General features: G+C 71.7%; 38 protein-coding genes and 1 tRNA gene. 34 read left to right on the top strand and 5 right to left on the bottom strand.

Translation table 11 applies throughout. From position 1 onward, the window contains the following. Window positions 1-83 precede the first annotated feature (83 nt). Window positions 84-159 (bottom strand) — tRNA-Lys (locus tag PVK37_RS12895). Window positions 160-347: 188 nt separating this feature from the next. Here PVK37_RS12895 and PVK37_RS12890 point away from each other — a divergent pair. Continuing rightward, window positions 348-1610 (top strand): L,D-transpeptidase, encoded by a 1263-nt coding sequence (locus tag PVK37_RS12890; protein WP_275034152.1) that lies wholly within the window; start codon window positions 348-350, stop codon window positions 1608-1610. Window positions 1611-2051: 441 nt separating this feature from the next. Next, entirely contained in the window at window positions 2052-3335 is a 1284-nt protein-coding gene (locus tag PVK37_RS12885; RefSeq protein ID WP_275034151.1) for a L,D-transpeptidase, read from the top strand. 117 nt (window positions 3336-3452) lie between these two features. Here PVK37_RS12885 and PVK37_RS12880 read toward each other — a convergent pair whose 3' ends face one another. The 3 genes from PVK37_RS12880 to PVK37_RS12870 all read right to left on the bottom strand — a co-directional run bounded on the left by PVK37_RS12880 (window position 3453) and on the right by PVK37_RS12870 (window position 5532). Beyond that, window positions 3453-3755, bottom strand: a complete 303-nt coding sequence (locus PVK37_RS12880; protein WP_275034150.1) for a hypothetical protein — start codon at window positions 3753-3755, stop codon at window positions 3453-3455. Window positions 3756-3955: 200 nt separating this feature from the next. Next, window positions 3956-5125, bottom strand: coding sequence for a tyrosine-type recombinase/integrase (locus tag PVK37_RS12875; RefSeq protein ID WP_275034149.1), 1170 nt, complete (start codon window positions 5123-5125; stop codon window positions 3956-3958). 2 nt (window positions 5126-5127) lie between these two features. Next, window positions 5128-5532 (bottom strand): helix-turn-helix domain-containing protein, encoded by a 405-nt coding sequence (locus PVK37_RS12870; RefSeq protein WP_275034148.1) that lies wholly within the window; start codon window positions 5530-5532, stop codon window positions 5128-5130. A 226-nt stretch (window positions 5533-5758) separates the two neighbouring features. On the opposite strand from PVK37_RS12870, the gene PVK37_RS12865 reads away from it, so the two are divergent. The 30 genes from PVK37_RS12865 to PVK37_RS12720 all read left to right on the top strand — a co-directional run bounded on the left by PVK37_RS12865 (window position 5759) and on the right by PVK37_RS12720 (window position 19966). Continuing rightward, window positions 5759-6022, top strand: a complete 264-nt coding sequence (locus tag PVK37_RS12865; protein WP_275034147.1) for a helix-turn-helix transcriptional regulator — start codon at window positions 5759-5761, stop codon at window positions 6020-6022. Window position 6023: 1 nt separating this feature from the next. After that, window positions 6024-6260 (top strand): hypothetical protein, encoded by a 237-nt coding sequence (locus tag PVK37_RS12860; protein ID WP_275034146.1) that lies wholly within the window; start codon window positions 6024-6026, stop codon window positions 6258-6260. Beyond that, complete coding sequence (locus tag PVK37_RS12855) at window positions 6257-6733, top strand: HNH endonuclease signature motif containing protein (RefSeq protein ID WP_275034145.1); 477 nt, start codon at window positions 6257-6259, stop codon at window positions 6731-6733. The genes PVK37_RS12860 and PVK37_RS12855 overlap by 4 nt, the downstream gene beginning before the upstream one ends. Window positions 6734-6845: 112 nt before the next feature. Next, window positions 6846-7502: a GGDEF domain-containing protein gene (locus tag PVK37_RS12850; RefSeq protein ID WP_275034144.1), complete on the top strand. Its 657-nt coding sequence runs from the start codon at window positions 6846-6848 to the stop codon at window positions 7500-7502. Next, window positions 7499-7693, top strand: a complete 195-nt coding sequence (locus PVK37_RS12845; protein ID WP_275034143.1) for a hypothetical protein — start codon at window positions 7499-7501, stop codon at window positions 7691-7693. The genes PVK37_RS12850 and PVK37_RS12845 overlap by 4 nt, the downstream gene beginning before the upstream one ends. Beyond that, on the top strand, window positions 7690-8328 hold the full coding sequence (locus PVK37_RS12840) for a DNA cytosine methyltransferase (RefSeq protein ID WP_275034142.1): 639 nt from the start codon (window positions 7690-7692) through the stop codon (window positions 8326-8328). Before PVK37_RS12845 ends, PVK37_RS12840 begins: the two co-directional genes overlap by 4 nt. Further along, on the top strand, window positions 8325-8513 hold the full coding sequence (locus tag PVK37_RS12835; RefSeq protein ID WP_275034141.1) for a hypothetical protein: 189 nt from the start codon (window positions 8325-8327) through the stop codon (window positions 8511-8513). The genes PVK37_RS12840 and PVK37_RS12835 overlap by 4 nt, the downstream gene beginning before the upstream one ends. A 106-nt stretch (window positions 8514-8619) precedes the next feature. Next, a complete protein-coding gene (locus PVK37_RS12830; protein WP_275034140.1) occupies window positions 8620-9321 on the top strand; it encodes a hypothetical protein in 702 nt (233 codons plus the stop codon). Window positions 9322-9394: 73 nt separating this feature from the next. Beyond that, window positions 9395-9880, top strand: a complete 486-nt coding sequence (locus PVK37_RS12825) for a hypothetical protein (RefSeq protein WP_275034139.1) — start codon at window positions 9395-9397, stop codon at window positions 9878-9880. After that, window positions 9877-10110 carry a LuxR C-terminal-related transcriptional regulator gene (locus PVK37_RS12820; protein WP_275034138.1) on the top strand — a complete coding sequence of 78 codons (234 nt, stop codon included), beginning with the start codon at window positions 9877-9879 and terminating at the stop codon, window positions 10108-10110. The genes PVK37_RS12825 and PVK37_RS12820 overlap by 4 nt, the downstream gene beginning before the upstream one ends. Beyond that, complete coding sequence (locus tag PVK37_RS12815; protein WP_275034137.1) at window positions 10107-10325, top strand: hypothetical protein; 219 nt, start codon at window positions 10107-10109, stop codon at window positions 10323-10325. Before PVK37_RS12820 ends, PVK37_RS12815 begins: the two co-directional genes overlap by 4 nt. A gap of 10 nt (window positions 10326-10335) precedes the next feature. Then, a complete protein-coding gene (locus tag PVK37_RS12810; RefSeq protein WP_275034136.1) occupies window positions 10336-11220 on the top strand; it encodes an ATP-binding protein in 885 nt (294 codons plus the stop codon). Window positions 11221-11518: 298 nt separating this feature from the next. Then, window positions 11519-11974 carry a hypothetical protein gene (locus tag PVK37_RS12805; protein WP_275034135.1) on the top strand — a complete coding sequence of 152 codons (456 nt, stop codon included), beginning with the start codon at window positions 11519-11521 and terminating at the stop codon, window positions 11972-11974. Beyond that, window positions 11974-12240, top strand: a complete 267-nt coding sequence (locus tag PVK37_RS12800) for a hypothetical protein (protein WP_275034134.1) — start codon at window positions 11974-11976, stop codon at window positions 12238-12240. Before PVK37_RS12805 ends, PVK37_RS12800 begins: the two co-directional genes overlap by 1 nt. Next, on the top strand, window positions 12237-12437 hold the full coding sequence (locus PVK37_RS12795) for a hypothetical protein (protein WP_275034133.1): 201 nt from the start codon (window positions 12237-12239) through the stop codon (window positions 12435-12437). Before PVK37_RS12800 ends, PVK37_RS12795 begins: the two co-directional genes overlap by 4 nt. Then, window positions 12437-12694, top strand: a complete 258-nt coding sequence (locus PVK37_RS12790; RefSeq protein WP_275034132.1) for a hypothetical protein — start codon at window positions 12437-12439, stop codon at window positions 12692-12694. Before PVK37_RS12795 ends, PVK37_RS12790 begins: the two co-directional genes overlap by 1 nt. A 302-nt stretch (window positions 12695-12996) precedes the next feature. Then, a complete protein-coding gene (locus tag PVK37_RS12785; RefSeq protein ID WP_275034131.1) occupies window positions 12997-13206 on the top strand; it encodes a hypothetical protein in 210 nt (69 codons plus the stop codon). 120 nt (window positions 13207-13326) lie between these two features. Next, a complete protein-coding gene (locus PVK37_RS12780; protein ID WP_275034130.1) occupies window positions 13327-13845 on the top strand; it encodes an ATP-binding protein in 519 nt (172 codons plus the stop codon). Beyond that, window positions 13842-14201, top strand: a complete 360-nt coding sequence (locus PVK37_RS12775; RefSeq protein ID WP_275034128.1) for a hypothetical protein — start codon at window positions 13842-13844, stop codon at window positions 14199-14201. Before PVK37_RS12780 ends, PVK37_RS12775 begins: the two co-directional genes overlap by 4 nt. Beyond that, the gene (locus PVK37_RS12770) at window positions 14198-14608 is read left to right on the top strand and encodes a hypothetical protein (RefSeq protein WP_275034125.1); all 411 of its coding nucleotides are present in this window, start codon (window positions 14198-14200) and stop codon (window positions 14606-14608) included. Before PVK37_RS12775 ends, PVK37_RS12770 begins: the two co-directional genes overlap by 4 nt. Beyond that, window positions 14605-15135: a hypothetical protein gene (locus PVK37_RS12765; RefSeq protein WP_275034124.1), complete on the top strand. Its 531-nt coding sequence runs from the start codon at window positions 14605-14607 to the stop codon at window positions 15133-15135. The genes PVK37_RS12770 and PVK37_RS12765 overlap by 4 nt, the downstream gene beginning before the upstream one ends. Window positions 15136-15599: 464 nt before the next feature. Beyond that, window positions 15600-16022: a hypothetical protein gene (locus PVK37_RS12760; RefSeq protein WP_275034123.1), complete on the top strand. Its 423-nt coding sequence runs from the start codon at window positions 15600-15602 to the stop codon at window positions 16020-16022. An 11-nt stretch (window positions 16023-16033) separates the two neighbouring features. Beyond that, window positions 16034-16222 (top strand): hypothetical protein, encoded by a 189-nt coding sequence (locus PVK37_RS12755; RefSeq protein WP_275034122.1) that lies wholly within the window; start codon window positions 16034-16036, stop codon window positions 16220-16222. Between the two features lie 16 nt (window positions 16223-16238). Beyond that, entirely contained in the window at window positions 16239-17396 is a 1158-nt protein-coding gene (locus PVK37_RS12750) for an AAA family ATPase (RefSeq protein ID WP_275034121.1), read from the top strand. Window positions 17397-17491: 95 nt separating this feature from the next. Beyond that, the gene (locus tag PVK37_RS12745; protein ID WP_275034120.1) at window positions 17492-17932 is read left to right on the top strand and encodes a hypothetical protein; all 441 of its coding nucleotides are present in this window, start codon (window positions 17492-17494) and stop codon (window positions 17930-17932) included. Beyond that, window positions 17929-18144 carry a hypothetical protein gene (locus PVK37_RS12740; protein WP_275034119.1) on the top strand — a complete coding sequence of 72 codons (216 nt, stop codon included), beginning with the start codon at window positions 17929-17931 and terminating at the stop codon, window positions 18142-18144. Before PVK37_RS12745 ends, PVK37_RS12740 begins: the two co-directional genes overlap by 4 nt. A gap of 74 nt (window positions 18145-18218) precedes the next feature. Continuing rightward, window positions 18219-18851 carry a hypothetical protein gene (locus tag PVK37_RS12735; protein ID WP_275034117.1) on the top strand — a complete coding sequence of 211 codons (633 nt, stop codon included), beginning with the start codon at window positions 18219-18221 and terminating at the stop codon, window positions 18849-18851. Further along, window positions 18848-19105, top strand: coding sequence for a hypothetical protein (locus tag PVK37_RS12730; protein WP_275034116.1), 258 nt, complete (start codon window positions 18848-18850; stop codon window positions 19103-19105). Before PVK37_RS12735 ends, PVK37_RS12730 begins: the two co-directional genes overlap by 4 nt. 18 nt (window positions 19106-19123) lie before the next feature. Beyond that, on the top strand, window positions 19124-19387 hold the full coding sequence (locus PVK37_RS12725) for a hypothetical protein (RefSeq protein ID WP_275034115.1): 264 nt from the start codon (window positions 19124-19126) through the stop codon (window positions 19385-19387). A 198-nt stretch (window positions 19388-19585) separates the two neighbouring features. Continuing rightward, complete coding sequence (locus PVK37_RS12720; RefSeq protein WP_275034114.1) at window positions 19586-19966, top strand: hypothetical protein; 381 nt, start codon at window positions 19586-19588, stop codon at window positions 19964-19966. 28 nt (window positions 19967-19994) lie between these two features. On the opposite strand, the gene PVK37_RS12715 is transcribed toward PVK37_RS12720, so the two are convergent. After that, entirely contained in the window at window positions 19995-20189 is a 195-nt protein-coding gene (locus PVK37_RS12715) for a hypothetical protein (RefSeq protein ID WP_275034112.1), read from the bottom strand. Between the two features lie 189 nt (window positions 20190-20378). Here PVK37_RS12715 and PVK37_RS12710 point away from each other — a divergent pair, with 189 nt between their 5' ends. Further along, the gene (locus PVK37_RS12710; protein WP_275034110.1) at window positions 20379-20669 is read left to right on the top strand and encodes a hypothetical protein; all 291 of its coding nucleotides are present in this window, start codon (window positions 20379-20381) and stop codon (window positions 20667-20669) included. A gap of 61 nt (window positions 20670-20730) precedes the next feature. Further along, on the top strand, window positions 20731-22164 hold the full coding sequence (locus tag PVK37_RS12705; protein WP_275034109.1) for a hypothetical protein: 1434 nt from the start codon (window positions 20731-20733) through the stop codon (window positions 22162-22164). The last annotated feature ends 17 nt before the right edge of the window (window positions 22165-22181 follow it).

Raw genomic sequence — 22181 nt, 5'->3', positions numbered from 1 at the left:
GCACCCACCGAGCACCGGACCACCGACGGGGAAACGAGAAAGGCTCCGACCCGGGGAGTAACCCCAGGTCAGAGCCTTGCTGCTGGTGCGCCGCCAGGGACTCGAACCCCGAACCCGCGGATTAAGAGTCCGCTGCTCTGCCAGTTGAGCTAGCGGCGCTCGTTGGCAACGGAGAGAACCTTAGCACGGTGTCTGAGGAGGGTTCCAATCCGATCCCCTCCTCACCTCTTTGGACGAGATTAAGGGCTGAAACGGGGCAAAAGGCCCGAGAATCGACCGGCCGGGGACCGGACGCGAGCGGCCATACGGCACGATGTCGGCCAGGCACGCGAGAAACCGAGGTGGGGATGGGCAGGTTCGCGCGGGCCGGGGCGATGGTGGGCGTCCTGGCTCTGACAGCGTCATTGGCACTGACGGGGTGTGGCCCCGACGAGAAGACGCCGTCGTTCGTGGGGGGAGGTCCGTCGGGCGCACCCGAGACGGGGGTCGCTGCTCCGGTGGGTGACGAGCAGCCGAACTCGCCGGCCGCGGGTGGGGCGACCGTGACGGTCAGCCCGGCCGACGGGTCGAAGAACCAGCCGGTGAGCGCGGAGATCGCCGCGTCGGATCCCGGCGTCAAGATTACCGAGGTGGCGCTCACCGCCGCCGGCGGTGAGCGGGTCCAGGGGGCGCTGCGGACCGACGGTTCGTCATGGGTGCCGGCCGCCCCGTTGAAGTACGCCACGAAGTACACCGCCACGGTCACCTCCGCAACGGGTACCGGCACCAGCAGCTTCACCACGATGCGCAAGCCGTCGTCGACCATCGGCTCCGGGCTCTACCTGTTCGACGACAAGACGTACGGCGTGGCGATGCCGGTGGTCACCGAGTTCTCCCCGGGTATTCCCAAGAAGGACCGGGCTGCGGTGCAGCGGCGGATGTTCGTCAAGACCGACCCGCCGCAGCCGGGTGCCTGGCACTGGGTCGACAACGGTACGCAGGCGTACTACCGGGGGCCGGAGTACTGGCAGCCGGGGACCACGATCTCGGTCCGGATCGCCCTGGCCGGCATCCCGCTGAGCAACGGCAAGTACGGCAACGTCGACCGGAAGGCCACCGGGAAGATCGGTCGGTCCTTCGAGATGAAGGTGGACAACGCCACCAAGCAGATGACGGTGATCGAGAACGGCCAGGTGACCCGGACCATGCCGGTGAGCCTGGGCAAGAAGTCGACGCCCTCCTCCAGCGGCACCATGGTGGTGATGGAGAAGCAGGCGGCGACCGTCTTCGACACCCGGGACGACCCGAACCCGGCCAACCGGTACGTCACCGACATCGAGTTCGCCCAGCGGCTGACCTGGGGTGGCGAGTACATCCACGCGGCCCCGTGGTCGGTGCAGCACCAGGGGCGGCGCAACGTCTCGCACGGCTGCGTGAACGTCGCCACCGACAACGCCCGCTGGCTGTTCAACAAGACCATGATCGGTGACCCGATCACGATCACCGGCACGGAACGCAAGCTCGCGGCGGGCAACGGTTGGACGGCGTGGAACCTGAGCTGGGCGGAGTTCGTCCAGGGCAGCGCGTTGCCCGTGCCCGACGGCGGGGCCGGTCCGGCGCTGGCCGGCTGAGAACCGCCTGAATCACTCCCGCCGGGATCCCGGCGCGCGCCGGGACCGCAGCTTCCGCACGGCGCGCGCCGGACCCCGGCTCCCGCACCGCGCGTCCGAGACCACGGCTGCCGCAGGGTGCGCGTCCGGAACTCCAGCTCCACAGGGCGCACGCCCGGGACACCAGCTCCACACACGGCGCGCGCCTGGAACCGCGGCAGCGCACGGCACGTCGGAACTCCGACGCCGCACGACGCCGCACGACGCCGCACGACGCCGCACGACTCGCCGGGGACCCCGGATCCGCCACGGTGCGCGTCGGAGTTCCGACGAAAGTGGGCGATTTTAGCAGTATGGCACGATATTCGGACGGTGTTTCTCTTCACCCACCGCAACGGGTACCGGGTCCCGTGCGTCCCTTGAGGGACCATGGTTGTCGGGGACCACGACTGTGAGGACATCATGCGAGCTGACCAGGACCGGCTGATCCGGAGCAGGGGCGTCCGGCGCGGCAGGCGGCGCGGCGCGTTCGCGGCGGCGGCACTCGCCGCCGTACTGGCGCTGACCTCGGCTTGTACCGGCGGCGACGACGGCAAGTCGTCCGGCTGGGAGAATCCCGGCGAGAAGCCGGCCGAGGCGGCAGTGACGATCACCACGCCGCAGGCGGACGCGAAGGACGTGCCCGCCTCGACGGAGATCGCCTTCACCGCCGAGCAGGCCCAGCAGACCACGGTCGAGCTGAAGGACGCGGCCGGCGCGACGGTCGAGGGCACCATGGCCGCCGACGGCAGGACCTGGCTGCCGTCCGGGGCCCTGCAGTACGGCACCACGTACACCGCCACCGTCACGGCGACCGGGGGCGACGGCAAGGCCACGACGGCGACGCACAACTTCACCACCATGGCGAAGCCGGCCAACCAGGTCCGGGTGACCAGTTTTCTCGGCGACGACCAGGTGGTCGGGGTCGGCATGCCGCTGATCGTGAAGTTCGGCCGGGCGATCCCGGAGGACTACCGGGACGACGTGCAGCGCCGGATGACGGTCACCTCCACGTCGGCCCAGGAGGGCATCTGGCACTGGGTCAGCCCGACCGAGGTCCGCTACCGGCCGAAGGAGTTCTGGCAGGCCGGCAGCACCGTGCGGTACCGGGTGCAGGCCGGTGGCCTGCCGATGGGCGACGGCTGGTACGGCCGCGCCGACCTGAGCGTGGACATCAAGATCGGTCCGGCCACCGTGATGACGGTGGACAACAAGACCAAGCGGATGACGGTCACCCGGGACGGCAAGGTGATCAGGACCATCCCGGTCAGCCTCGGCAAGAAGAGCACCCCGTCGTCCAGCGGCACCATGGTGGTGATCGAGAAGTTGAAGGAGACGGTCTTCGACACCTTCGACGAGCTCGGCCCGGAGGACGGCTACCGCACCGACATCGACTTCGCGCAGCGACTCACCTGGGGCGGCGAGTTCATCCACGCCGCACCCTGGTCGGAGGGACAGCAGGGGCGGGTCAACGTCTCGCACGGCTGCGTGAACGTCTCGATGAAGGAAGGCGAGTGGCTGTTCAACCAGACCAGGATCGGTGACCCGATCACGGTCAAGGGCACCGAGCGCAAGCTCCAGAACGGCAACGGCTGGACGGACTGGAACATGAGCTGGGAAGAGTACGTCAAGGGCAGCGCCCTGCCGTACGAGCCGGCGGCGGCGGAGTCTGCCGCCCCGGAGGCCAGCCCGTCCGTCACCGGGTGAGCGCCGACCACTGATCGATGGCTGGGACGGCCCGTGGCGTACGCGGGTCGTCCCAGCCGTTTCCGCGCCGTCCCGGTCGGCCTCGGTGGCCCGGAGCACACCGGGACGGGTTTCGGGTCAGGACCGGTTGAACCACGCGCGGGACTGCGGAAGCAGCAGCAGGACGAGCAGCACGATCCCGGTGACGAACGACAGCCAGTCTCCGCTGAAGACGCTGAGCAGGGCGAGCGCGCCACCGATCAGGGCGAGGATCCAGGCGATCTTGTTGCCCTTCCAGAGCCCGTACGCGACGGCGAGGTAGAGCACCACGCCGATCAGGGCGGCGATCACGCCGACCGCGCCGCCGTCGAAGGTGTTGTACATCCGGATGATGGCCTGGATCCCGACGATCAGGACCACCACGGCGGCCAGGGTCACCATTATCGGTGCCTGTCGAGGCGTAACAGTAGTCATGCTACGCACGTTACCGGCCGGGAACCTCACGTGCGCTCCACGACATCGACGAAACTCGCTGAAATTCGCCGGGTTCCGGGACCGGAAAAGCAGCGAGCCCTCTCCTGCGGGAGAGGGCTCGTCGACTGGGGTGACTGATGGGATTTGAAACCGCCGCCCCGCCAAGGTCAAGAGTTCGTGATCTCGTTCGCTGTGCTAGATGCCGGTGGTTGCCGGTCGTTGTCGGTGGGCTCCGTTCGGCCGGTGCCCCCACCCTGCCCCCAGTCGGAGCGGGGTAGCGCGACGTCGAGGGCCTTGCTGATCCGCTCGTCGACGGCCGGCAGCAGATGCCCGTAGCGGTCGGACGTGATCGAGATCGAGGCGTGCCCGAGCCGCCGCTGGATGGCCGTCAGGTTGGGTGGCTCCGGCGCGGACAGCAGCCACGCCACGTGCGTGTGCCGCAGGTCGTGAAAGCGGATTCCGCCGACGCCGGCTCGCTCGGTCGCGGCCAGCCAGATCCGGCGGAAGTTCCGGATCCGCAACGGCTGCCCCGTCGCCGTGAGGAACACCAGTTCAGCCGGCTTGCGGTCGGCGACCAGGCCGACGAGGGCCTGCCGCACCTCCGACGGCAGCGTCACCGTCCGCCGGCTCCCGCTGGTCTTCGGCGGACCGAACACCAGCTCGCCCGATCCGGGCAGCTCCGACAACGTCTCCTCGACGCGCAGCGTCCCCGCGAGCACATCCACCCGACCCGCCCGCAGACCGGCCAGCTCACCCCACCGCAGCCCGGTGCCGAGCGCGGTGAGGTACAGCGGCCGGTAGTGCTCCGGCAGCGCGGCCAGCAGCCGACCGGCCTCCGGCTCGGTGAGGAACCGCATCTCGGCGGCCATTCCCCGCGGCAGCTTCGTCCCGGCGCACGGGTTCGCCCGGATCAGCCGCTGGGCGACCGCCCCGGCCATGATGGAGTTCAGGACGCCGTGCACGTTGGCGACGGTCTTCGCTGACCGCTTCTTGCCCAGCTCGGACACCCACCGCTGCACGTGCAGCGGCCTGATGTCCCCCACCGCCTGGTCGCCGAGCGCCGGCAGGATGTGCGTCTGAATCCTGCTCCACTCCGAGCGCTGCGTGTTCGGGGACAGCCCGGACTTGCGGGCCTCCCACCAGTCGCGCGCCCAGTCGCCGAGCAGCTTCTCCCCCGCCGACGGCATGACCAGGTCCCCACGCACCTGGTCACCGGCGAGCGCCGTCATCGCCTTCTTGGCTGCGGTCTTGTTGTGGTACCCGTCCGCGACGGTGATCTTCTTGTCCCCGACCCTGTCTCGGATGCGGTAGGTCGGGCCGTGCTTCTCAACCCACACGATCAGGCGTGCCGCAACCGGATGAACGAGTCGACGAAGGCGCGGCGGCGGTCGGCATCGGCGCGGGCCATGCGGCGGAGCTCCTCCACAAGCTCGGCCTTGACGTGGTCGGGGAGATCGGAGGCCATGACCATCGCCACCTCGGTGCCGTCGGGGTCGGTTCGCCCAAGGACGTCGGCAGCGGCAGCGAGCGCCACCGAGGGTGGGTCACCGGCGGCGGCGGCAATCTGCGTGGCCAGCTCGACGGTGGTGCCTCGGGTGTCGCCCTTGATCCAGCGGTAGATGGTGGATCGGTGGACGCCTGCCTCGTTGGCCAGGCGTGTGACGCTCCATCCGGGTCTATCCGCCACCTCTTGCAGGTAGCGGGCCCAGGAGGAGCGCCCAGGTTCGGCTGCCGGTTCGGTCATGGGGACACGGTAAGGCGTCGCAAGGGTGCGACGCATCAACTCGGTTGCGCGGGCCGTCAGCTTGTCGCGCGGGCGCGACACTCTTTCAGCTCCAGGAGCATGGCGGGCAGGGGCCGTCACCCCGTTGTCACGTCGCATAGTCGCAACGATAGATGACCGAACGGTCACGAGAAACGCCCTGCCCGTCCCCCTTGTGTCGCACGATTGCGACAGCTACAGTCGTCGCATGGATGCGAACAGCGGTCGCTCCGATGCGACAGACGTGAAGTTGAACCGCACCCGAATCACTCAGCTCCTCGCCGACAAGGGCGTCACCGGCAAGACCGCCGCTGCCGACTTTCTCGGCGTCCACCGGTCAGTCTTCGACCGCTGGATGGCCCAGAAGATCCTGCCCAGCCTTCCGGTGGCCGTTCGGATCGCCCGTCGGCTCGGCGTCACGGTCGAAGACCTCGTCGAGGACCGCGAGCCGGTCCGGGACCAGGTGGCCTGAGGTGGCCCGGACCGCGAAGCCTCAGACCGCTCCCCCGTCCACCGGCGGCCCGCTGATGGACGACGCCGGCCTGGCCCACCGCCTCGGCGTGCCGGTCGGCTGGGTCGAGGCCAAGGCGAAGGCCTCCGAGATCCCCTGCACGTTCATCGGCAAGCACCGCCGCTACACCGAAGAGCACTTCCAGCAGATCGTCGCCGCCGGCGAGCGGCCCGCCCGCAACAACCGGAGGGCGGCATGACCAGCGTGCACCCGCTGCGGCTGCGGGCCTTCATCACCCAGGTCGACACCACCGGCGGACCCGACGCCTGCTGGCTGTGGCGGGGCGACCTCACCACCGACGGGTACGCGCGGTTCGGCAAGCAGAACGATCCGGCCCACCGGGTCGCCTACGAGCTGATGGTCCGGCCCGTCCCCGACGGCCTGGTCGTCGACCACCTCTGCCACAACGCCGACCAGTCCTGCCCCGGCGGGACCGGCTGCGTCCACCGGCGGTGCGTCAACCCGGCCCACCTGGAGGCGGTCACCCAGCGGGACAACCTGCTGCGGTCCCCGCACACCGCGCCGAACCGGAACGCGGCGAAGACGCACTGCCCGCGGGGCCACGAGTACAGCCCGGAGAACACGTACTCGCGCCGCACGGCCAAGGGCCGGGCCCGCCGCGAGTGCAAGACGTGCCGCCGCGAGCGGATCGCTGCGAGGGCCGCCGCGTGAACCGCCGCGACTTCGACTGGGGCTGACCAGCCCGACACGGATGAGCCCCCGGCCGGTGCAACGGCGCGAGGGCTCCACCCGGACACAGATCCCCGACGAAGGAGATGTCCAAGTGCACACCGATCGTACCGACAAAACCACCACCGACCCGATCCGGATCACGTTCAACGACCTCCAGGCCGACCTGGCGCAGGCCCGCGCCGAGAACGCCGACCTGCGGGCCGCCCTCCGCGCCGCCGAGCACCGCGCCACCCACGACCCCCTCACCGGCCTCCTCAACCGCGACGGCCTCGCCCAGGCGTGGACGTGGCAGGTCGACTCCTCCGACGCCCTGGCGCTGATCGACCTGAACCGCTTCAAGCACATCAACGACACCTACGGCCACGACACCGGGGACCGGGTCCTCGTGCACATCGCCCAGCACCTGGCGGCCCGCTACCACGTCGTGGCGCGTCTCGGTGGGGACGAGCTGGTCGTCATCGACAGCACCCACCGGCTGGTTGACCTGGCCGCGTCGTGGCTGGTGCCGCTCGCCGACGGCACCGAGTTGCCGGTGACGGGGTCGGTCGGTCTGGCGGGAGCGGCACCGTCGCTGCGGCTGACGCTGGCCCGCGCCGACGCCGCCATGTACGACGCGAAGCGGGACGGTCGGGACGGCCACCGGGACCGGTGGTTCAACCGCCGCCGGCACCCGCACCTGCGCACCGTCGAGCAGGTCGAGGCCCGCCCTCGGGTGCGGCTGCGTGACACCCGGGTTGGTGCGGCGTGACCGCCGGCTGGCCGGACGACCGGCCGGACGCGCCGCCCCCGCCGGTGCCGCACCTGCCCCGCATCACCGTCCGCGTCAAGGCGTGCTGCGGTGACCGGCTGGTGCGGGAGCGGTGTCGGTGCGCCGCTCTCCGCCGCCAGGTCCGCCGCGCGCCGATCGTGCACTTCACCGCCGGGAGGGCCGCCGCGTGAACCGTCCGATCGCTATCGACCTGTACTGCGGCGAAGGCGGCGCCAGCATGGGCTACCACCGCGCCGGCTTCCACGTCATCGGCGTTGACCTGCACCCCCAGCCCCGCTACCCGTTCACCTTCCACCAAGGCGACGCCCTCACCCTCCTGCCCGACCTCGTCCGCCAGTACCGGCCCGCCGCCGTCGCCGCGAGCCCCACCTGCCAGACCCGGGCCCGGGTCACCTCGTGGCGCGGCAAGCGGGAGAACCACCCCGACCTGCTCACCCCCACCCTCGACGCCCTCGACCGGCTCGGCCTGCCCTACGTCGTCGAGAACGTCCCCGAGGCCGCGTGGGACGGCACCATGCGCCCCGACTACCTGCTCTGCGGCACCCAGTTCGGGCTCAACGTGCGCCGGCACCGGGTGTTCCAGCGCGGCCACTGGGCCGGCTACGAGCTGCTGCCGCCGTGCCGCTGCTACCGCAACCCGACCCTGCTGGCCTTCGAGCACAAGGGGGAACGGGCGTTCACCGACGCCCTCGGCTGCCACTGGATGACCAACCTGGGCGGCCGGCAGGCCATCCCGCCCGCCTGCACGGAGCACATCGGCCGGCAGCTCCTCGTCGCAGTCACCGCCGGGAGGGCTGCCGCGTGACCATCCACCTGCACATCACGCCCACCACCACCGCGACCCGGCCCGGCTGCTGCATCTGCGACCCGGCCACCTGCCTGGCCGACGACAGCGGCGACCACTGCATCGAACGGTCCTGCGGGGTGTGCCTGCACGGCTGCCCGGCACCCGTCGACGAGCCCTGCTGCCTCGACGGAGACGGCCAGTGATCCCCGACCCGGAGGGGGTGCGCGCCATGCGTGGCCTCCTCGCCGCCATCCCCCTGTCCCTGGCCGCCTGGGCGGCCATCCTCGCCCCCATCGTCTGGAGCCTCCGATGACCGACACCACCACCAGCCTCGACCTCGACGCCATCCGCTACCGCCTCAACGAGGCCACCCCCGGGCCGTGGGGCGTCGGTAACGGCACCCACATCGTCCGGGGCCTGGAGGTCACCGGACGCGGCAGCTTCACCTGCATCCAGTCCGTCGCCGAGGTGGACGACGACGACCGGTGCGACTGGGGCCACGACGAGGCCGTGGAGACCGACCCGGAGGCTGACGCCCGCTTCATCGCCGCCGCCCGGCAGGACATCCCCGCCCTGCTCGCCGAGGTCGACCGGCTCCGCGCCGAGCTGGAGCAGATCAGCTCCGACCTCTGGCACCAGGCCGACACCCACCGGCTGCCCGAGCCGCCCGAGGACGACCAGGCCGACGTGGCCGACGTCCGTACCCGGCTCGCCCGCATCGTCGCCCACCTCGAGCAGGCGCTCGCCCAGCTCGACGGCCCCGACCTGTTCACCGCCGCCGAGCACGCCCCGGCGACCGAACCGCAGTACCTGATCTGGTCGCACCACCAAAGGCGTGGTGGGGGCCCGACGGAGCTGGCTACCGCAGCAAGGCCAACGACGCCGGCCGGTACACCCTCGCCGACACCCAGCAGTGGCTCACCCGGGGCTGCGGCTGCTGCGAGGTGCCCGAGGTTCCGGTACCGGCCGAGAAGGTCGCGGGAGCCGGCGACCGCTCGATCCGGGGCGTGATCACCGCCGCCACCCGGGCCGCCATCAAGGCCGGCGACACCAACCGGTACTACGCGGGCAGCGAGGTGTCCCGGTGACCGGCATCGACACCCCCACCCAGCAGCAGCACGCCGTGCCGGCCCCGGCCGCCGACCCGACCCGGCCCCGTTGGTACGTCGGCCGTCGCCGCGCCATCCGAGGCCGGCACGCCGCCGGTGCTGTCCGGCCGGTCGACGTCGGGCACGGGCTCAGCCCTGCCGCCCGGCAGCTCGTCGCCCCCACCCCCGAGGACCAGGCCGTCCACGCCGGGGTCGACCAGGCCACCGGGCTGCTCCGGATCGACGACATCCAGGACGCCCGGCACAAGGCCGCCTGCACCCACTGCCGCCTCGCCCACCACATCGACGACAGCACCACCAGCCCCGCCACCGAACAGGCCCGCGCCGCCGGCTGGCGCACCGGCACCAACGGCCGAGGCGATCAGGTCAGCTACTGCCCCCGCTGCGCCGGCGCCGACGAGGACTACTGGGACGACATCGCCCAGGGCGGCGTCGACATCACCCGGGAGGTGACCCCGTGACCACCGCGACCGTCCCGACCACCGAGCTCAGCCCCGCCGACGTGCTGCTGCTCCGGCACCTCGCCGGCGGCCTCACCCAGCGGCAGATCGCCCACCGCCTCGACGTCACCGCCCAGACCATCTGCGTGCGGCTGACCCGGATCCGTGAGCAGCTCGGCGCGGCCACCGTCGTCCACGCCGTGGTCCTCGCCCACCAGGCCGGGCTGATCGACCTGGACGGCCGGCGGTGACCCGGGTCGGCCGGTGGGCCAACATCGCCGCCCACGTCACCGCCGTGCTCAACGGCGGCAAGCCGTGCGCGGGCGGCTGCGGCTGGCCCGTCGACCCCGCCGCCGCGGCCGGCCCCGACGGCACCCCCAACACCTACGACCGGCACCCCGGCTGCGAACCCGGCGGTGCGCAACTCCGGCTCATCCCCGGCGGCAAGACCAACCGCACCACCTGAAAGGAACACCGTGGAACTCAGCTTCACCCCCGCGACCAAGGCCCAGGCCAAGGCCCGTCTCGCGTTCGCCGGGCCCTCCGGCAGCGGCAAGACCTACACCAGCCTCATCACCGGCACCGCCCTCGGAGGACGCATCGCCGTCATCGACACCGAACGCGGCAGCGCCTCCAAGTACGCCGACCAGTTCACCTTCGACACCCTCCAGATGCACACCTACGACCCGCGGCAGCTCGTCAAGGCCCTAGCCGCCGCCGGGAACGCCGGCTACGACGTCGTCATCGTCGACTCGCTGTCGCACTTCTGGATGGGCACCGGCGGCATGCTCGAGCAGGTCGACCAGGCCGCCAAGCGGTCCGGTGGCGGCAACACCTTTGCCGGCTGGAAAGAAGCCCGGCCCATGGAACGGGCCATGGTCGACGCGCTGCTGGCCTACCCCGGCCACGTCATCGTCACCATGCGCACCAAGACCGAGTACGTCATCGAGGAGAACGACCGCGGCAAGAAGGTGCCCCGGAAGATCGGCACCAAGCCGGAACAGCGCGACGGCATCGAATACGAGTTCGACGTCGTCGGCGACCTGGACCTCGAGAACACCCTGATCGTCGCGAAGTCCCGCTGCAAGCCACTGGCGAAGTCCGTCATCCGGGAACCCGACGAGGAATTCGGGCAGCGCATCCTCGCCTGGCTCACCGACGGCGCGGACCCCGGCATGAGCGTCTCCGAGGTGGCCCGCACCGCCCTGGACCCGACCACCGGGTTCGACGAGCTGGGGCAGCTGTACAAGGCCGAGGAGGCCGCCGGCCGGCTCGGTGCCGCCGTGAACGACGAGAACGGCGAACCCACCACCCTCGGCGCACTGCTGTCGCGCCTGGGAAAAGCCCGCAAGCCCGCCTGATGAACGCCGTCGGCGGGCAGCGATCCGACCAGAGGTGCCCTCGCTGCGCGAAGGCCCTCGAGGTCGAACCCGCCGACGGCGTCACCAACACCAGCGCACAGCACTGCCTGCACTGCGGCTACCGGGAGACCGTCCGGCCGGCCAGACCAGACCGGCTCACCCGCACCGAGGTTCGCCGGCTCGTCGCCACCAGCCGCCGACTGCTGATCGGACCGTCCTGCCGAGGTCGCCTCCACCAGCGGTGCACCGCCTCCCGCTGCGAATGCCCCTGCCACACCCGCACCCAGAAAGGCCAGCCGTGAGCACCCACATCCTCCAGTTCGTCTGGCCCATCGTCGACGAGTCGCACACCCGCACCCAACTCATCGCCGACGGTGCCGCCCAGCTCGACGACCTCGCCGACCAGGCCCACGCCGTCATCACCGGCCCGCCCTTGTGGGACATCCAACCCGCCGCCCAGGTGCCCGGATGGGCCGCCCACGCCCCCGGTTCGGTGCTCATCGTCCGCGTGCCCGTCGACCGGTACGGGCCGGTCCACGAGCACCGCACCACCCGGCCCGAACCCGACCCGGCCGCCATGCAGCGACTCATCGACGGCGACCCGCCGGCCCGGGTGAGGGCCACCGACCGGACCGCCGCGATGGCGCAGATGGCCCGCACCACCGACGTGCACGCCGTCGCGTCCCGGTTCCACGTCAAGCCGGCCGCCGTGCATCAGGCGATGTACCGGCACCGCACCCGCCAGGCCGCCTGATGCGGCCCGCCCTGACACCGGACCCGGCCGGGACACCCGCGTTCACGTCGCGGCAGGGCGCCACCCACCCGACCACGAACCACACCAACGAGGGGGACCTGATGAGCACCACCACCCGCGAGCAGGAGCGCGCCGAGCGCCTCCAGGCCCTCCTCGCCGAGCGGTACGGCCCGTACGCCGACACCGCCCGCGAACGGCCCGACACCCCCGCCCAGGTGCTCCACCTCGCCCGGGCCCGCCAGCGCGACCGGAAGGAGGCGGCGTGACCACCGCAGCCACGGTCGACTGCCCGCTCTGCACCGTCACCGTTCTTGGCCACGGTGCCGACGAAACCGAATCAGCGAACGCGGCGATAGGGGGTCTTGAGGACCACCTCGCCCAGCACTTTCCCGGAACCCTCGCGAGTCCTCGCGAGGACTCGCGAACCCTCGATCCTCACGAAACGGACAGGAACACCATCTGATGGCACGCATCCGGAGCATCAAGCCCGAATTCTGGGTCGACGAGAAGATCGTTGAACTGAGCCCGTGGGCGCGTCTGCTGTTCATCGGCATCTGGAACTTCGTCGACGACCAGGGCTACATCGACGAGAAGCCCGTCCGGCTGAAGATGCAGATCTTCCCCGGCGACAACGTCGACATCAAGCACCTGCTATCTGAGCTGGTCACGATCGATCTGCTCGACTCGACCAGTACGAGGCCCCCGTCGGGCCCGTGCTGAAGGTCCGCAACTGGGAACGGCACCAGCGCGTCGACAAGCCCGGCAAGCCCCGATTCCCCGCCGATTCGGTGAAGCCTCGCGAGGATTCCGGGAGCCCTCGCGAGCCCTCCCCTGCGGAAGGGAGTGGAAGGGAAGGGAAGGGATCTATTCCGCCTACGGCGGGACGCCCCTCGCCTCCGGCTCGGTCGTCGCACGACGACGCTGACGCGACCGCCCAGACACTCCTCGGTGAGTACCTCGACCGGTGCCAGAAGCGCCCGCCCGGCCAGGTCATCGGTCAGCTCGGCAAGAGCATCAAGTCGATGCTCGGCGAGGGCATCACCGCCGCCGACATTCGTGGAGGACTCCAGGAATGGTCGGCGAAGGCCCTCCACCCCTCGACGCTGCCCAGCGTCGTCAACGAGGTCATGAACCGCCCGCCCGGCCGGCACCTCGCCGCCGTCAACGGCCACCGCCACCAGGCGTACCGCGACCCCCAGGACCCGGCCACCGCTTACACCCAGGGACTCTGACATGGACACCACCTGCACCCACGGCAGCGACATCACCACCTGCACCCTCTGTGCCTCCGACGCCAAGGCAACCGGCGGGCAGGCCCTCCGCGACTGGTACGACGCCCGCGCCGCCGTCGAGTGCGCCAAGCGGTTCCCCGCCGCTACCGCGAGGCCGTCGCCGACCAGCCCGACATCCTCGCCTGGGCCGCCGACTTCCACGCCGACCCCACTACCTGCCGGTCCCTGCTGATCTCCGGGCCCGTCGGCACCGGCAAGACCTTCCAGGCGTACGGCGCGATCCGCGCCGCCCTCGGCTGCGGCCGGTCCGTCCGGTGGGAGGCCGTCCCCTTCGCCGACTTCACCGCCGCCCTGCGCCCCTCCGGACGCGACCCGGAAGGCTCGCTGGAGCGGTACCGCGACGCCGCGCTGCTGCTCGTTGACGACCTCGGAGCGGCGAAGTCCAGCGAGTGGGTGGAGGAGACCACCTACCGGCTGATCAACGCCCGCTACGAGGCCATGCAGCCGACCATCTTCACCACCAACATCCCGCTCGCCCAACTCCGCGACGGCCTCGGCGACCGCATCGCCTCCCGCCTCGTCGAGACCTGCAAGGTCATCGCTCTGCTCGGCAGCGACCGGCGGAGAGCCGCCGCATGAACGGCCCGTCCCGCTTCGAGATCACCGCCGAGCAGACCGAACGCAACGCCCGCGGCATCGCCGCCTGCCGAGCCGTCCTGGAGCCGGTCCTGGCCCGGCGTGGACGCCCCGAACCGGACGCCCCGCTGACCCCGTCGGAGGAAATCCACCAGCGGGCGCTGGAGAGGGCCATCGGCGAGAAGCGGGGACGGCGGCTGGTCGACCTCGCCGCCGTCGGCGTGGTCCTGGCCACCCCACCGGCACCGGCCCGGGAAGCACCGAACCGCGCCGCCGCCGAGCAGGACCGGGCCGCCCTCGACCGACTCCGCCGACAGACCCCCGCCATCCACACCCGACCCACCCAGGAGCCCCGATGACCCCGCCCACCGCACCCGCAGCTCTGACCATCACCGAAACGCTCATTGCCGCAGCCAACGACCCGGCCGTCCCCGACATCTGGCGCGACCCGGACGGGGACATCGTCGGCGTCCCCATGTCCCTTGCCCGCGTCGCCGTCGCCGCTCTTGCCGAGGCTGGCCGGCTCTACCCGGCAGACAGCACCACCGCCGAACAATGGGCCGTTCGGGTCTCCTCCGTGCCCGACGGCGACGGCGTCGGGCTGCCGCACGCCACCCGAGCCGAAGCCGAAGCCACCATCCGGCTCCGCCAAGAACACCGCCCCCGCTACCCGATCACCTACGAGCTGGTCCGCCGCGAGCTGCGGCGGTGGCCCGACGGCAGCGTCCTCGTCAGCGCCTGGACGCCCGCCGAGGTGAAGCCGTGACCACCCCCAAGACCATCGGCGTCGACCTGTCACTCACCGGCACCGGCATCGCCTCCAACCACGGCTGGTGCCAGCTCATCGGCGAAACCGGCATCACCACCCGCCCCCTCGACGAACGCCTCAACGCCATCGACCGCCTCACCGACCGCATCCTCACCGCCATCGGCGACCAACCCACCCTCGTCGCCATCGAAATCCCCGCGTTCTCCCGCTCCGGGGCCGGCAACCACGAACGGTCCGCCCTCTGGTGGCGGGTCGTCCGCAACCTCCGCCGCCGCGAAGTACCCGTCGCCGAAATCCCCATCCAGGCGCGCATGCGCTACGCCACCGGCAAGGGCACCGCCCACAAGGGCGCCGTCATCGACGCCGTCGCCCGCCGCCTACCCATGTTCGACACCAAGGGCGACGACAACCTCGCCGACGCCGCGATCCTCGCCGCCATGGCCGCCGACCACCTCGGCCACCCGCTCGCCCCCATGCCCGCCACCCACCGGGCCGCCCTGGGCGCCGTCACCTGGCCCGCCTGACCGTCACCCACCCCAAAGCCAGCCCCAAAGCCCAGCCGCAAGGAGGTGACCCCAGTGATCTACTACGCCACCGCCAGCACCGACCGCATCCGCGACGCCATGCGCGCCAACCTCCTCGGCCAGATCATCACCCCCGCCGCCGGCAACCGCCTCGAACCCTGGGTCGACTGGATCGCCGACAACGGCATCTACTCCAACGCCTACCCCGGCAACACCGGCTACCTACGCTGGCTGGCCAGCCACGCCGACTACCGCAGCCGCTGCCGGTTCGCCGTCGCCCCCGACGTCGTCGCCGACCACCCCGGCACCCTCGAACGGTCCTGGCCCCTCCTGCGGCCCATCCGGCAGATCGTCGGCCGCGTCGCCATCTGCGCGCAGAACGGGGCCACCCCGACGACCTGCCCTGGGACTACCTCGACGCGATCTTCCTCGCCGGGATCGTCGAATGCGTCCCCTGCTCCTGGGTGCCCGACGTGGTCACCCTCCCGCAAACCCACTGCCCGCACTGCCGGTCCGAGCTGGTCGAGTGGAAAGTCTCCGACATGGCCGCCCAGGTCACCGCCGAGGCCAAGCGGCGCGGCAAGTGGGTCCACATGGGGCGCGTCAACTCCGCCGCCCGCCTCGCACGCGCCACCCAGATGGGCGTCGACAGCACAGACGGCACCTACCTCGCCTACGGCCCCGACATCAACCTCATCCGCCTGCTGGGCTGGCTCCAGCCCACCGACTGGCGGTGGATGCGCGCCGACCGGTCAGCCGCCGGCAAGTCCGTCCTCGCGCAGATGGCCCGCCCCGAGCAGGCGTCCCTGTTCGACGACACCCCCGAACCGCCGCCGGCCCGCCCGGCGGCTTTCCTGCCCCGACACGCCACCCACCAGCCCGCCTGAGGACCCACACCATGCCCACCTGCGACTGCTGCGGCAAGGCCCTCGCCGGCGACATCGACAACTACCCCGAACCCCTCTTCGCGGCCGCCACCTTCACCAGCCTCACCCGCTGCGGCAACTGCGACGGAGGCGAACAGCCCGACTGCCCCAACTGCTCAAGCCGACCGTGGTTCGGCGGCGACCTCGCCGGCCTCGACTGACCCAGGGAGATCACCGATGAGCACCGACCTGTGCCCCACCACCAGCCCCCACGGCCCGCACCGCCGCGACCTCGGCCCGTTCGGCGTCAAGGACTGCCCCGGGGTCGCCGACCCGGCCGCCACCGTCTTCGACCCGACAGACTGCGCGTTCTGCTGCGTCGCCGTCCACCGGCTGCCCAACGGGGCATCGGCGAGCTGTCCCCTCCACGGCGAACAGCGCATCGCCGACGTCGCCCCGTACGACGCCGTCCTCGCCGCCCTCGACACCTGGGCCCGCGACTGGCACCACCGACGCAGCAACGGAGCCACCCCCGCCCAGCCCGCCGACATCGCCCTGCTCGCCGCCTACGACGCCCACCGCGCCCCGACCAGCACCAGCCGGCCCCTGCCCATGCACGACGACCTCACCCACCGGCTCGCCACCGGCCGGCAGCCGGAGACGCGGGCAGGGCGACCCACGCCGCACCTAGACGCCGTCAAAGCCGAGCTGGAGCAGGCCCGCGCCACCATCACCCACCAGGCCGAGCAGCTGCGCCGCAACGGCACCCTCCTGTGTCGGCTCCGAGACCTCGACGAGCAGCGCGACCGGGCCTGGGCCGACCACGACACCCTCGGCCGCGCCGAGCCGACCAGCGAGCTCACCGACGACGACGACCAGGACCCCACCGACGCCGAACGGGCCGCCACCACCCGCCGCGCCTCCGACGACCTCGCCGACCAGATGGCCCGCGTCGAAGAGCAGCTGGAGCGTGTCACCGCCGACCGCGACCAGGCGGTGAGCATGCTCGCCCAGATCGGCGACGCCATCAGCCCCACCGGCGAGCGCCCGGAAGAGGCCCTCGGCACCCTCGTCAACGACGTGGAGGCACTCGTCGCCCAGCGCGACGCCCTCGAGCACGAGCTGGACGGCGAACGGGCCCGGTGCCCGCATCCTCAACGCCGAGATCCTCCGGCTGCTCGGCGAACTCGAGCGGGTCACCGCCGACCGCGACCGGCTCGACCGGGAGCTGACCGCCGCCCGCACCGAACTCGACATCAACGACACCGCCTGGCGGACCGAACGCGACGGACTCCGCGACCAGCTGGCCGACCTCCGGTCCCGGCTGTCCGCGCTCGCCGCCCTCGAGGAGTACATCGGCGAGTCCTGCGGCAACGCCTCCCACAACCTGCGTGACGTGCTCGCCGGCAACGACCCCCGCCCGGACGCCGACCGGCACGGCCTCGACTACGCCCGGCCGGACGCCGACCAGGCCAACACGGAGGGCTGACGTGGACCAGGCGACCGCCCTCGAACGCGACGACGCCCTCACCATCGGCCTGGAGGCAGCCGTCCAGCTGCACATGCTCACCCTCCGGCACATGCACCCCGACCTGCGCGACGACCTCCTCGCCCGGTGGGCCGCCGAAGCCGGACCCGAGATCGGCAGCAAGGGCGACATCCTCCAGTTCCGCAGCAGCAAGCGCGGTGAGACCGCCGCCGTGTTCAACCACCTCGCCCGCGGTCTCACCGCCCTGGCCCACCAGCCCGGCGGGGTCACGTTCGCCGGCATGCACTGGTGCACCGACCACCAGCAGTGCCGGGCCGCAGACCAGGCCGTCGCCGCCCGGCCGTCACTGCTCAACGCCAACCCCGACGAGCCGGAGCCCGACCAGCCCACCTACGGCGGCCGGCCACTCGACACCATCACCCCCGCCCGGGAGTACCTGTGACCGCCCACCAGGCCGGCGACCACGTCACCGCCACCCTCGACGACACCACCGGCCAGCAGGTCACCGCCGAACTCACCATCACCCGCGCCGACCAGCTCGGCTGCGGCTGCCACCGCCTCACCGCCACCCGGCCCGGACCCGACACCGGCACCTGCCGCACCGTGCAGCTCCTCACCGGCTGCCAGCACCACGACCGCCAGATCGACCCGTAGACGACGACGGGGCCCGGCAGATCCCCACCTGCCGGGCCCCACACCCGCCCCACCCGCACAACCCGAGGAGCACCGTGACCCCGCACCACCTCCACGCCGTCCGCACCACCTGGGCGCTCCACACCGCGCTGACCCGGCTCGGCGAGCTGGCCGTCCTCGAAAGCCGACTGCGCACCGACGAGACACTCTCCGCCGCCGACGGACTCCGCTCGCCCCTCTACGGGCAGCGGCACGCCACCGGAGGCCACTCCGACCCCGTCAGCGCCACCCTGACGCTTCACGACGCCACGGCGCGGGTGACGCGGTGGGCCGACCTGTCACAGCGCGCCACAGACCGCCTCAGGTGGATCGCCGACATGATCGGAGCCACGCCCGCACCCGACCCGTGGTGGCGCATCCACACCCGCACCCCCCGCCTCCCCGCCGCCACCGCCGCCACCATCACCCGGCACCTCGCCGACGAGGACACCTGGATCCGGGCCGCCGTCCGCCTCGCACCCGCCGGACAGCCGCTCACCGGCGTGCCCTGCCCCCGCTGTGGCGTCCGGCAACTCCAGGTCCACACCGACGGACCCGAGGCCAGCTGGACCGTCACCTGCACGTGCATCTGCGTCGGGCAGGGCTGCGCGTGCGGCATGGACGGCAAGGTCGAAGGCGTCCAGCACATCTGGCCCCGCCACCAAGTGCTCGGCAGGATCGACGCATGAGACCCGACCCCGCCATCGCCGAGCACTACCGCCAGCAGTTCGACCAGACGATCCCCAGCCCGGAGTCCGTCCTCGTCGCCCTGATCGACCTTGTGTCGGACGCCGCCCAGTCACACGACGACAGCTGCACCGGATGCGGCGCCATGTGCGCCCACCTCCAGCACGCCGTGTCGCTCATCGCTGCCGTCGATGCGAGCTGCCTTCCGCCTCACGTTCTTGCGCGAATCCAGCAACGCCGCTCGCAGTCCGGATAGTCACCTGAGGAGGAACCCGTGATCCGCCACGACGGCCACCAGTACGGCACCGCCGCCCAGATCGCCCACCAGCTCGGCCCCGACATCACCGCCGACCGGGTACGCGACTGGGCCCGGCGCAGCCGCAACCCCGACGACCCGCTCCACGGCCTGCTCCCCGGCCTGCACACCGCCGGCCGGGGACGCGGCACCACCTGGTACCGGTACGACCAGGCCGCGCAGGTAGAAGCCGTCACCCGACGGACCCTCGCAGCCCGCGGCGGACCCGCCCGCAACCGGTGATCGCGCCACGCGCACAGCCGTGGCAGAATGACCATCACACATCCACGCACAGGTGGACTGTGCCCACACGCAGACGCAGCCCGGTCGAGCAGACGCTCCCGGGCTGCACGCGTACCCAGACCCCACGGTGGCGGTGGTGGAGGGACGGGGCAGGCCGGACGGGGACCGGCCTGCCCCACACCCGCACAGGAGGTGACCGTGATCAACCCCAACGTGGTTGGCCGAGGCAACCTCGTCGCACTCATCAACGCCGAACTCAGCAGCGCCTGGGACCGCATGAACACCATGGTCGCCCAGATCGAGCAGCTCGCCCGGGTGACCATCACCAGCGGCCAGGCAGACGTCCCCGCCATGGCCCTCGGCGCAGTCCGACAGATCGTCGTCACGCTGCGAACGCCGATGCCCGACGCCACCTACAGCGCCACACCGGCCCTCAGCGGCGGTGCCAACCTGCTGTCCACCGTCGTCGCTGACGGCATCACCGCCCAGACCGCCACCACCGTCACCGTGCAGGTCCGCGCCACCGGCATCCTGTCCGCCGGAGCCGTGGTCACCGTCCACGCCGTCCGACACAGCTGACCCGCCCGGCGCGCCCATGTCAGGGTGGTCAGCAGATGTGCTCGCGCATCAGCTCCACCACCTCCGCCGCCTGCTTCTCATCGATCGTCGCGTTCCCGCCCGACAGCCGCTCCGCCACCCGCTTGTTCAAGGCGTCACCGGTGAACTCGCCGGCCCGGATGTCGAGGCACGTCGACTTCGGGCTTTTCTCTCCCCGGGCGTCTGGGTTCCGGTCGCCGGTCACGCTGCGTCACTCGCTCTGGTTGGGGGTGGATCCGTCATGGCCGTTCAGCAGCAGGAATGCACGAAGTGCGGCAAGAAATTCACCCCGAAAACGGGTCCGGGTCGCCCTCGGAAGCGGTGTGAGCGGTGCCGGCCGCCGGAGCCTCGTCGGGCGTCGCAGACGGCGCTGTCGGAGCCGACCCGCCTGCACGTGCCGCCCGCTCCGCCGCCTGCCGGTGAACCGCCGGCTGCGGAGCCCCGGGCGGGGCTGGTCGCGGTCGTCGACCAGGAACTGGCGAACGCCGGCCGGGTGTCCACGGCGAAGGGCGCGATCGCGCTGCGGCTGGCGGAGACGCTCGCCGACGGCGGGCACACCGCGTCGGGTATCGCCGCCCTGGCGAAGGAGCTACGCGCGACCCTCGACGAGGCGTTGAAGGGCGCGGAGGACGCCGGTGACGGCATCGACGAGCTGAAGGCGCGCCGTGAGCGTCGCCGCGCCTGACCTGGTCCGCCCCGCCCATCTGTGGGTTCCTGACCGGTTGTCGTCGGCCGGTGGTGAGGCGGTGGACCTGGCGCGCATGTGCGGCGTGGGTGTGGACCCGGAGCAGGAACTGGCGATCGACGCGATCCTGTCGGAGCGGGCCGGTGGCCGGTGGGCCGCACTCGAGGCGGCCATCATCCTGTCCCGCCAGAACGGCAAGACGATGAACGTGATCCTGCCGATCGTGTTGGCGGATCTGCTGCTGTTCGACGCGAAGCTGATCGCGTGGACGGCGCACCGGTTCGTCACCACGCAGGAGGCGTTCCGGGCGTTGCGGCAGATCGTGGAGACCACCCCGGAGTTCTCGCGCCGCCTGAAGCGTCTCAGCGCCGGCAACGGCGAAGAGGAGATCGAGTTCCACGGCGGGGCGCGGGTGAAATTCCTGGCCCGGTCGAAGACGGGCGGCCGGGGTCTGTCGGGTGACCGGGTGGTGCTCGACGAGGCGTTCGCTCTGGAGCCGGAGCACATGGGGTCGCTGCTGCCGACGTTGAGCGCCCGGCCGAACCCGCAGGTCATCTACGGGTCGTCGGCGGGGCTGCGGCAGTCGGACATTCTGCGGGCGATCCGCAACCGGGGACGGGCCGGCGGTGATCCGTCGCTGGTGTACGTGGAGTGGTCCGCGCCGGACGGCGGCTGTGCCGAGGACGACTGCGATCACCGGCTCGGCGCCGTGGGCTGCGCCCTGGACGACCCGGGGAACTGGCGGGCGGCGAACTTCGCGATCGCCCGGGGCCGGATCCGTGAGGAGTTCGTGGCGGCGGAGCGTCGGGCGTTGCCGCCGGAGGAGTTCGCGCGGGAGCGGCTGGGCTGGTGGGACGAGCCGGCCGGCGCGTCGGTGGTGCCGCTGGAGTCGTGGGCGCTGTGCGCCGACGAGGAGTCCGCGCCGTCGGGCCGCCCGGTGTTCGCGATCGACGTGGCTCCCGGCTCGAGGTCGGCGGCGATCGTGGCGGCGATGCACCGGCCGGACGGGCTGCCGCACCTGGAGGTGGTGGCGCACGCCCCGACCACGGACTGGGTGGTCGGCCAGGCCCTCGACCTGCTGCGGCATCGTCCGTTGGACTGGGTGCTGGACCCGGCCGGCCCGGCGGGTGCGCTGTTGCCGCAGCTGGCCGAGGTGGGTATCGACCCGCGGCAGTTGTCGACCCGGGACCTGGGCCAGGCGTGTGAGGCGTTCTCGGCGACGGTGGGCGCGCAGGCCCTGCGGCATCTGGGTGATCCGGTGCTGGCGCGGGCGATCGCCTCGGCTGGCCGTCGGGACATCGGTGACGGGTTGTGGGCGTGGTCGCGGCGCAAGAGCACGGCGGACATCTGCCCGCTGGTGGCGGCGACGGTCGCGCACTGGGGCCTGTCGGTGGTGCCGCCTGCTGTCCCGCCGGCACCGCCGCCGGTGATCGTGGCGGTCAGCGGTTCGTCGTGGGAGTCGGAAACGAACGAGCTGGCCGGTGCCGGCTTCTGATCGGAGGAGGTGACCCG

Source organism: Micromonospora cathayae (assembly GCF_028993575.1).
Lineage (GTDB): Bacteria > Actinomycetota > Actinomycetes > Mycobacteriales > Micromonosporaceae > Micromonospora > Micromonospora cathayae.
Note: the sequence above shows the minus strand (reverse complement) of the source record. Positions and strands in the feature narration are given on the sequence as shown.

What these genes read in the sequence shown, in the direction of transcription:
- PVK37_RS12890 (WP_275034152.1), top strand. Translation starts at nt 348, where the DNA reads ATGGGCAGGTTCGCGCGGGCCGGGGCGATGGTGGGCGTCCTGGCTCTG.
- PVK37_RS12885 (WP_275034151.1), top strand. Translation starts at nt 2,052, where the DNA reads ATGCGAGCTGACCAGGACCGGCTGATCCGGAGCAGGGGCGTCCGGCGC.
- PVK37_RS12880 (WP_275034150.1), bottom strand. Translation starts at nt 3,755, where the DNA reads ATGGTGACCCTGGCCGCCGTGGTGGTCCTGATCGTCGGGATCCAGGCC.
- PVK37_RS12870 (WP_275034148.1), bottom strand. Translation starts at nt 5,532, where the DNA reads ATGACCGAACCGGCAGCCGAACCTGGGCGCTCCTCCTGGGCCCGCTAC.
- PVK37_RS12865 (WP_275034147.1), top strand. Translation starts at nt 5,759, where the DNA reads ATGGATGCGAACAGCGGTCGCTCCGATGCGACAGACGTGAAGTTGAAC.
- PVK37_RS12855 (WP_275034145.1), top strand. Translation starts at nt 6,257, where the DNA reads ATGACCAGCGTGCACCCGCTGCGGCTGCGGGCCTTCATCACCCAGGTC.
- PVK37_RS12830 (WP_275034140.1), top strand. Translation starts at nt 8,620, where the DNA reads ATGACCGACACCACCACCAGCCTCGACCTCGACGCCATCCGCTACCGC.
- PVK37_RS12800 (WP_275034134.1), top strand. Translation starts at nt 11,974, where the DNA reads ATGCGGCCCGCCCTGACACCGGACCCGGCCGGGACACCCGCGTTCACG.
- PVK37_RS12790 (WP_275034132.1), top strand. Translation starts at nt 12,437, where the DNA reads ATGGCACGCATCCGGAGCATCAAGCCCGAATTCTGGGTCGACGAGAAG.
- PVK37_RS12785 (WP_275034131.1), top strand. Translation starts at nt 12,997, where the DNA reads ATGCTCGGCGAGGGCATCACCGCCGCCGACATTCGTGGAGGACTCCAG.
- PVK37_RS12775 (WP_275034128.1), top strand. Translation starts at nt 13,842, where the DNA reads ATGAACGGCCCGTCCCGCTTCGAGATCACCGCCGAGCAGACCGAACGC.
- PVK37_RS12770 (WP_275034125.1), top strand. Translation starts at nt 14,198, where the DNA reads ATGACCCCGCCCACCGCACCCGCAGCTCTGACCATCACCGAAACGCTC.
- PVK37_RS12755 (WP_275034122.1), top strand. Translation starts at nt 16,034, where the DNA reads ATGCCCACCTGCGACTGCTGCGGCAAGGCCCTCGCCGGCGACATCGAC.
- PVK37_RS12750 (WP_275034121.1), top strand. Translation starts at nt 16,239, where the DNA reads ATGAGCACCGACCTGTGCCCCACCACCAGCCCCCACGGCCCGCACCGC.
- PVK37_RS12730 (WP_275034116.1), top strand. Translation starts at nt 18,848, where the DNA reads ATGAGACCCGACCCCGCCATCGCCGAGCACTACCGCCAGCAGTTCGAC.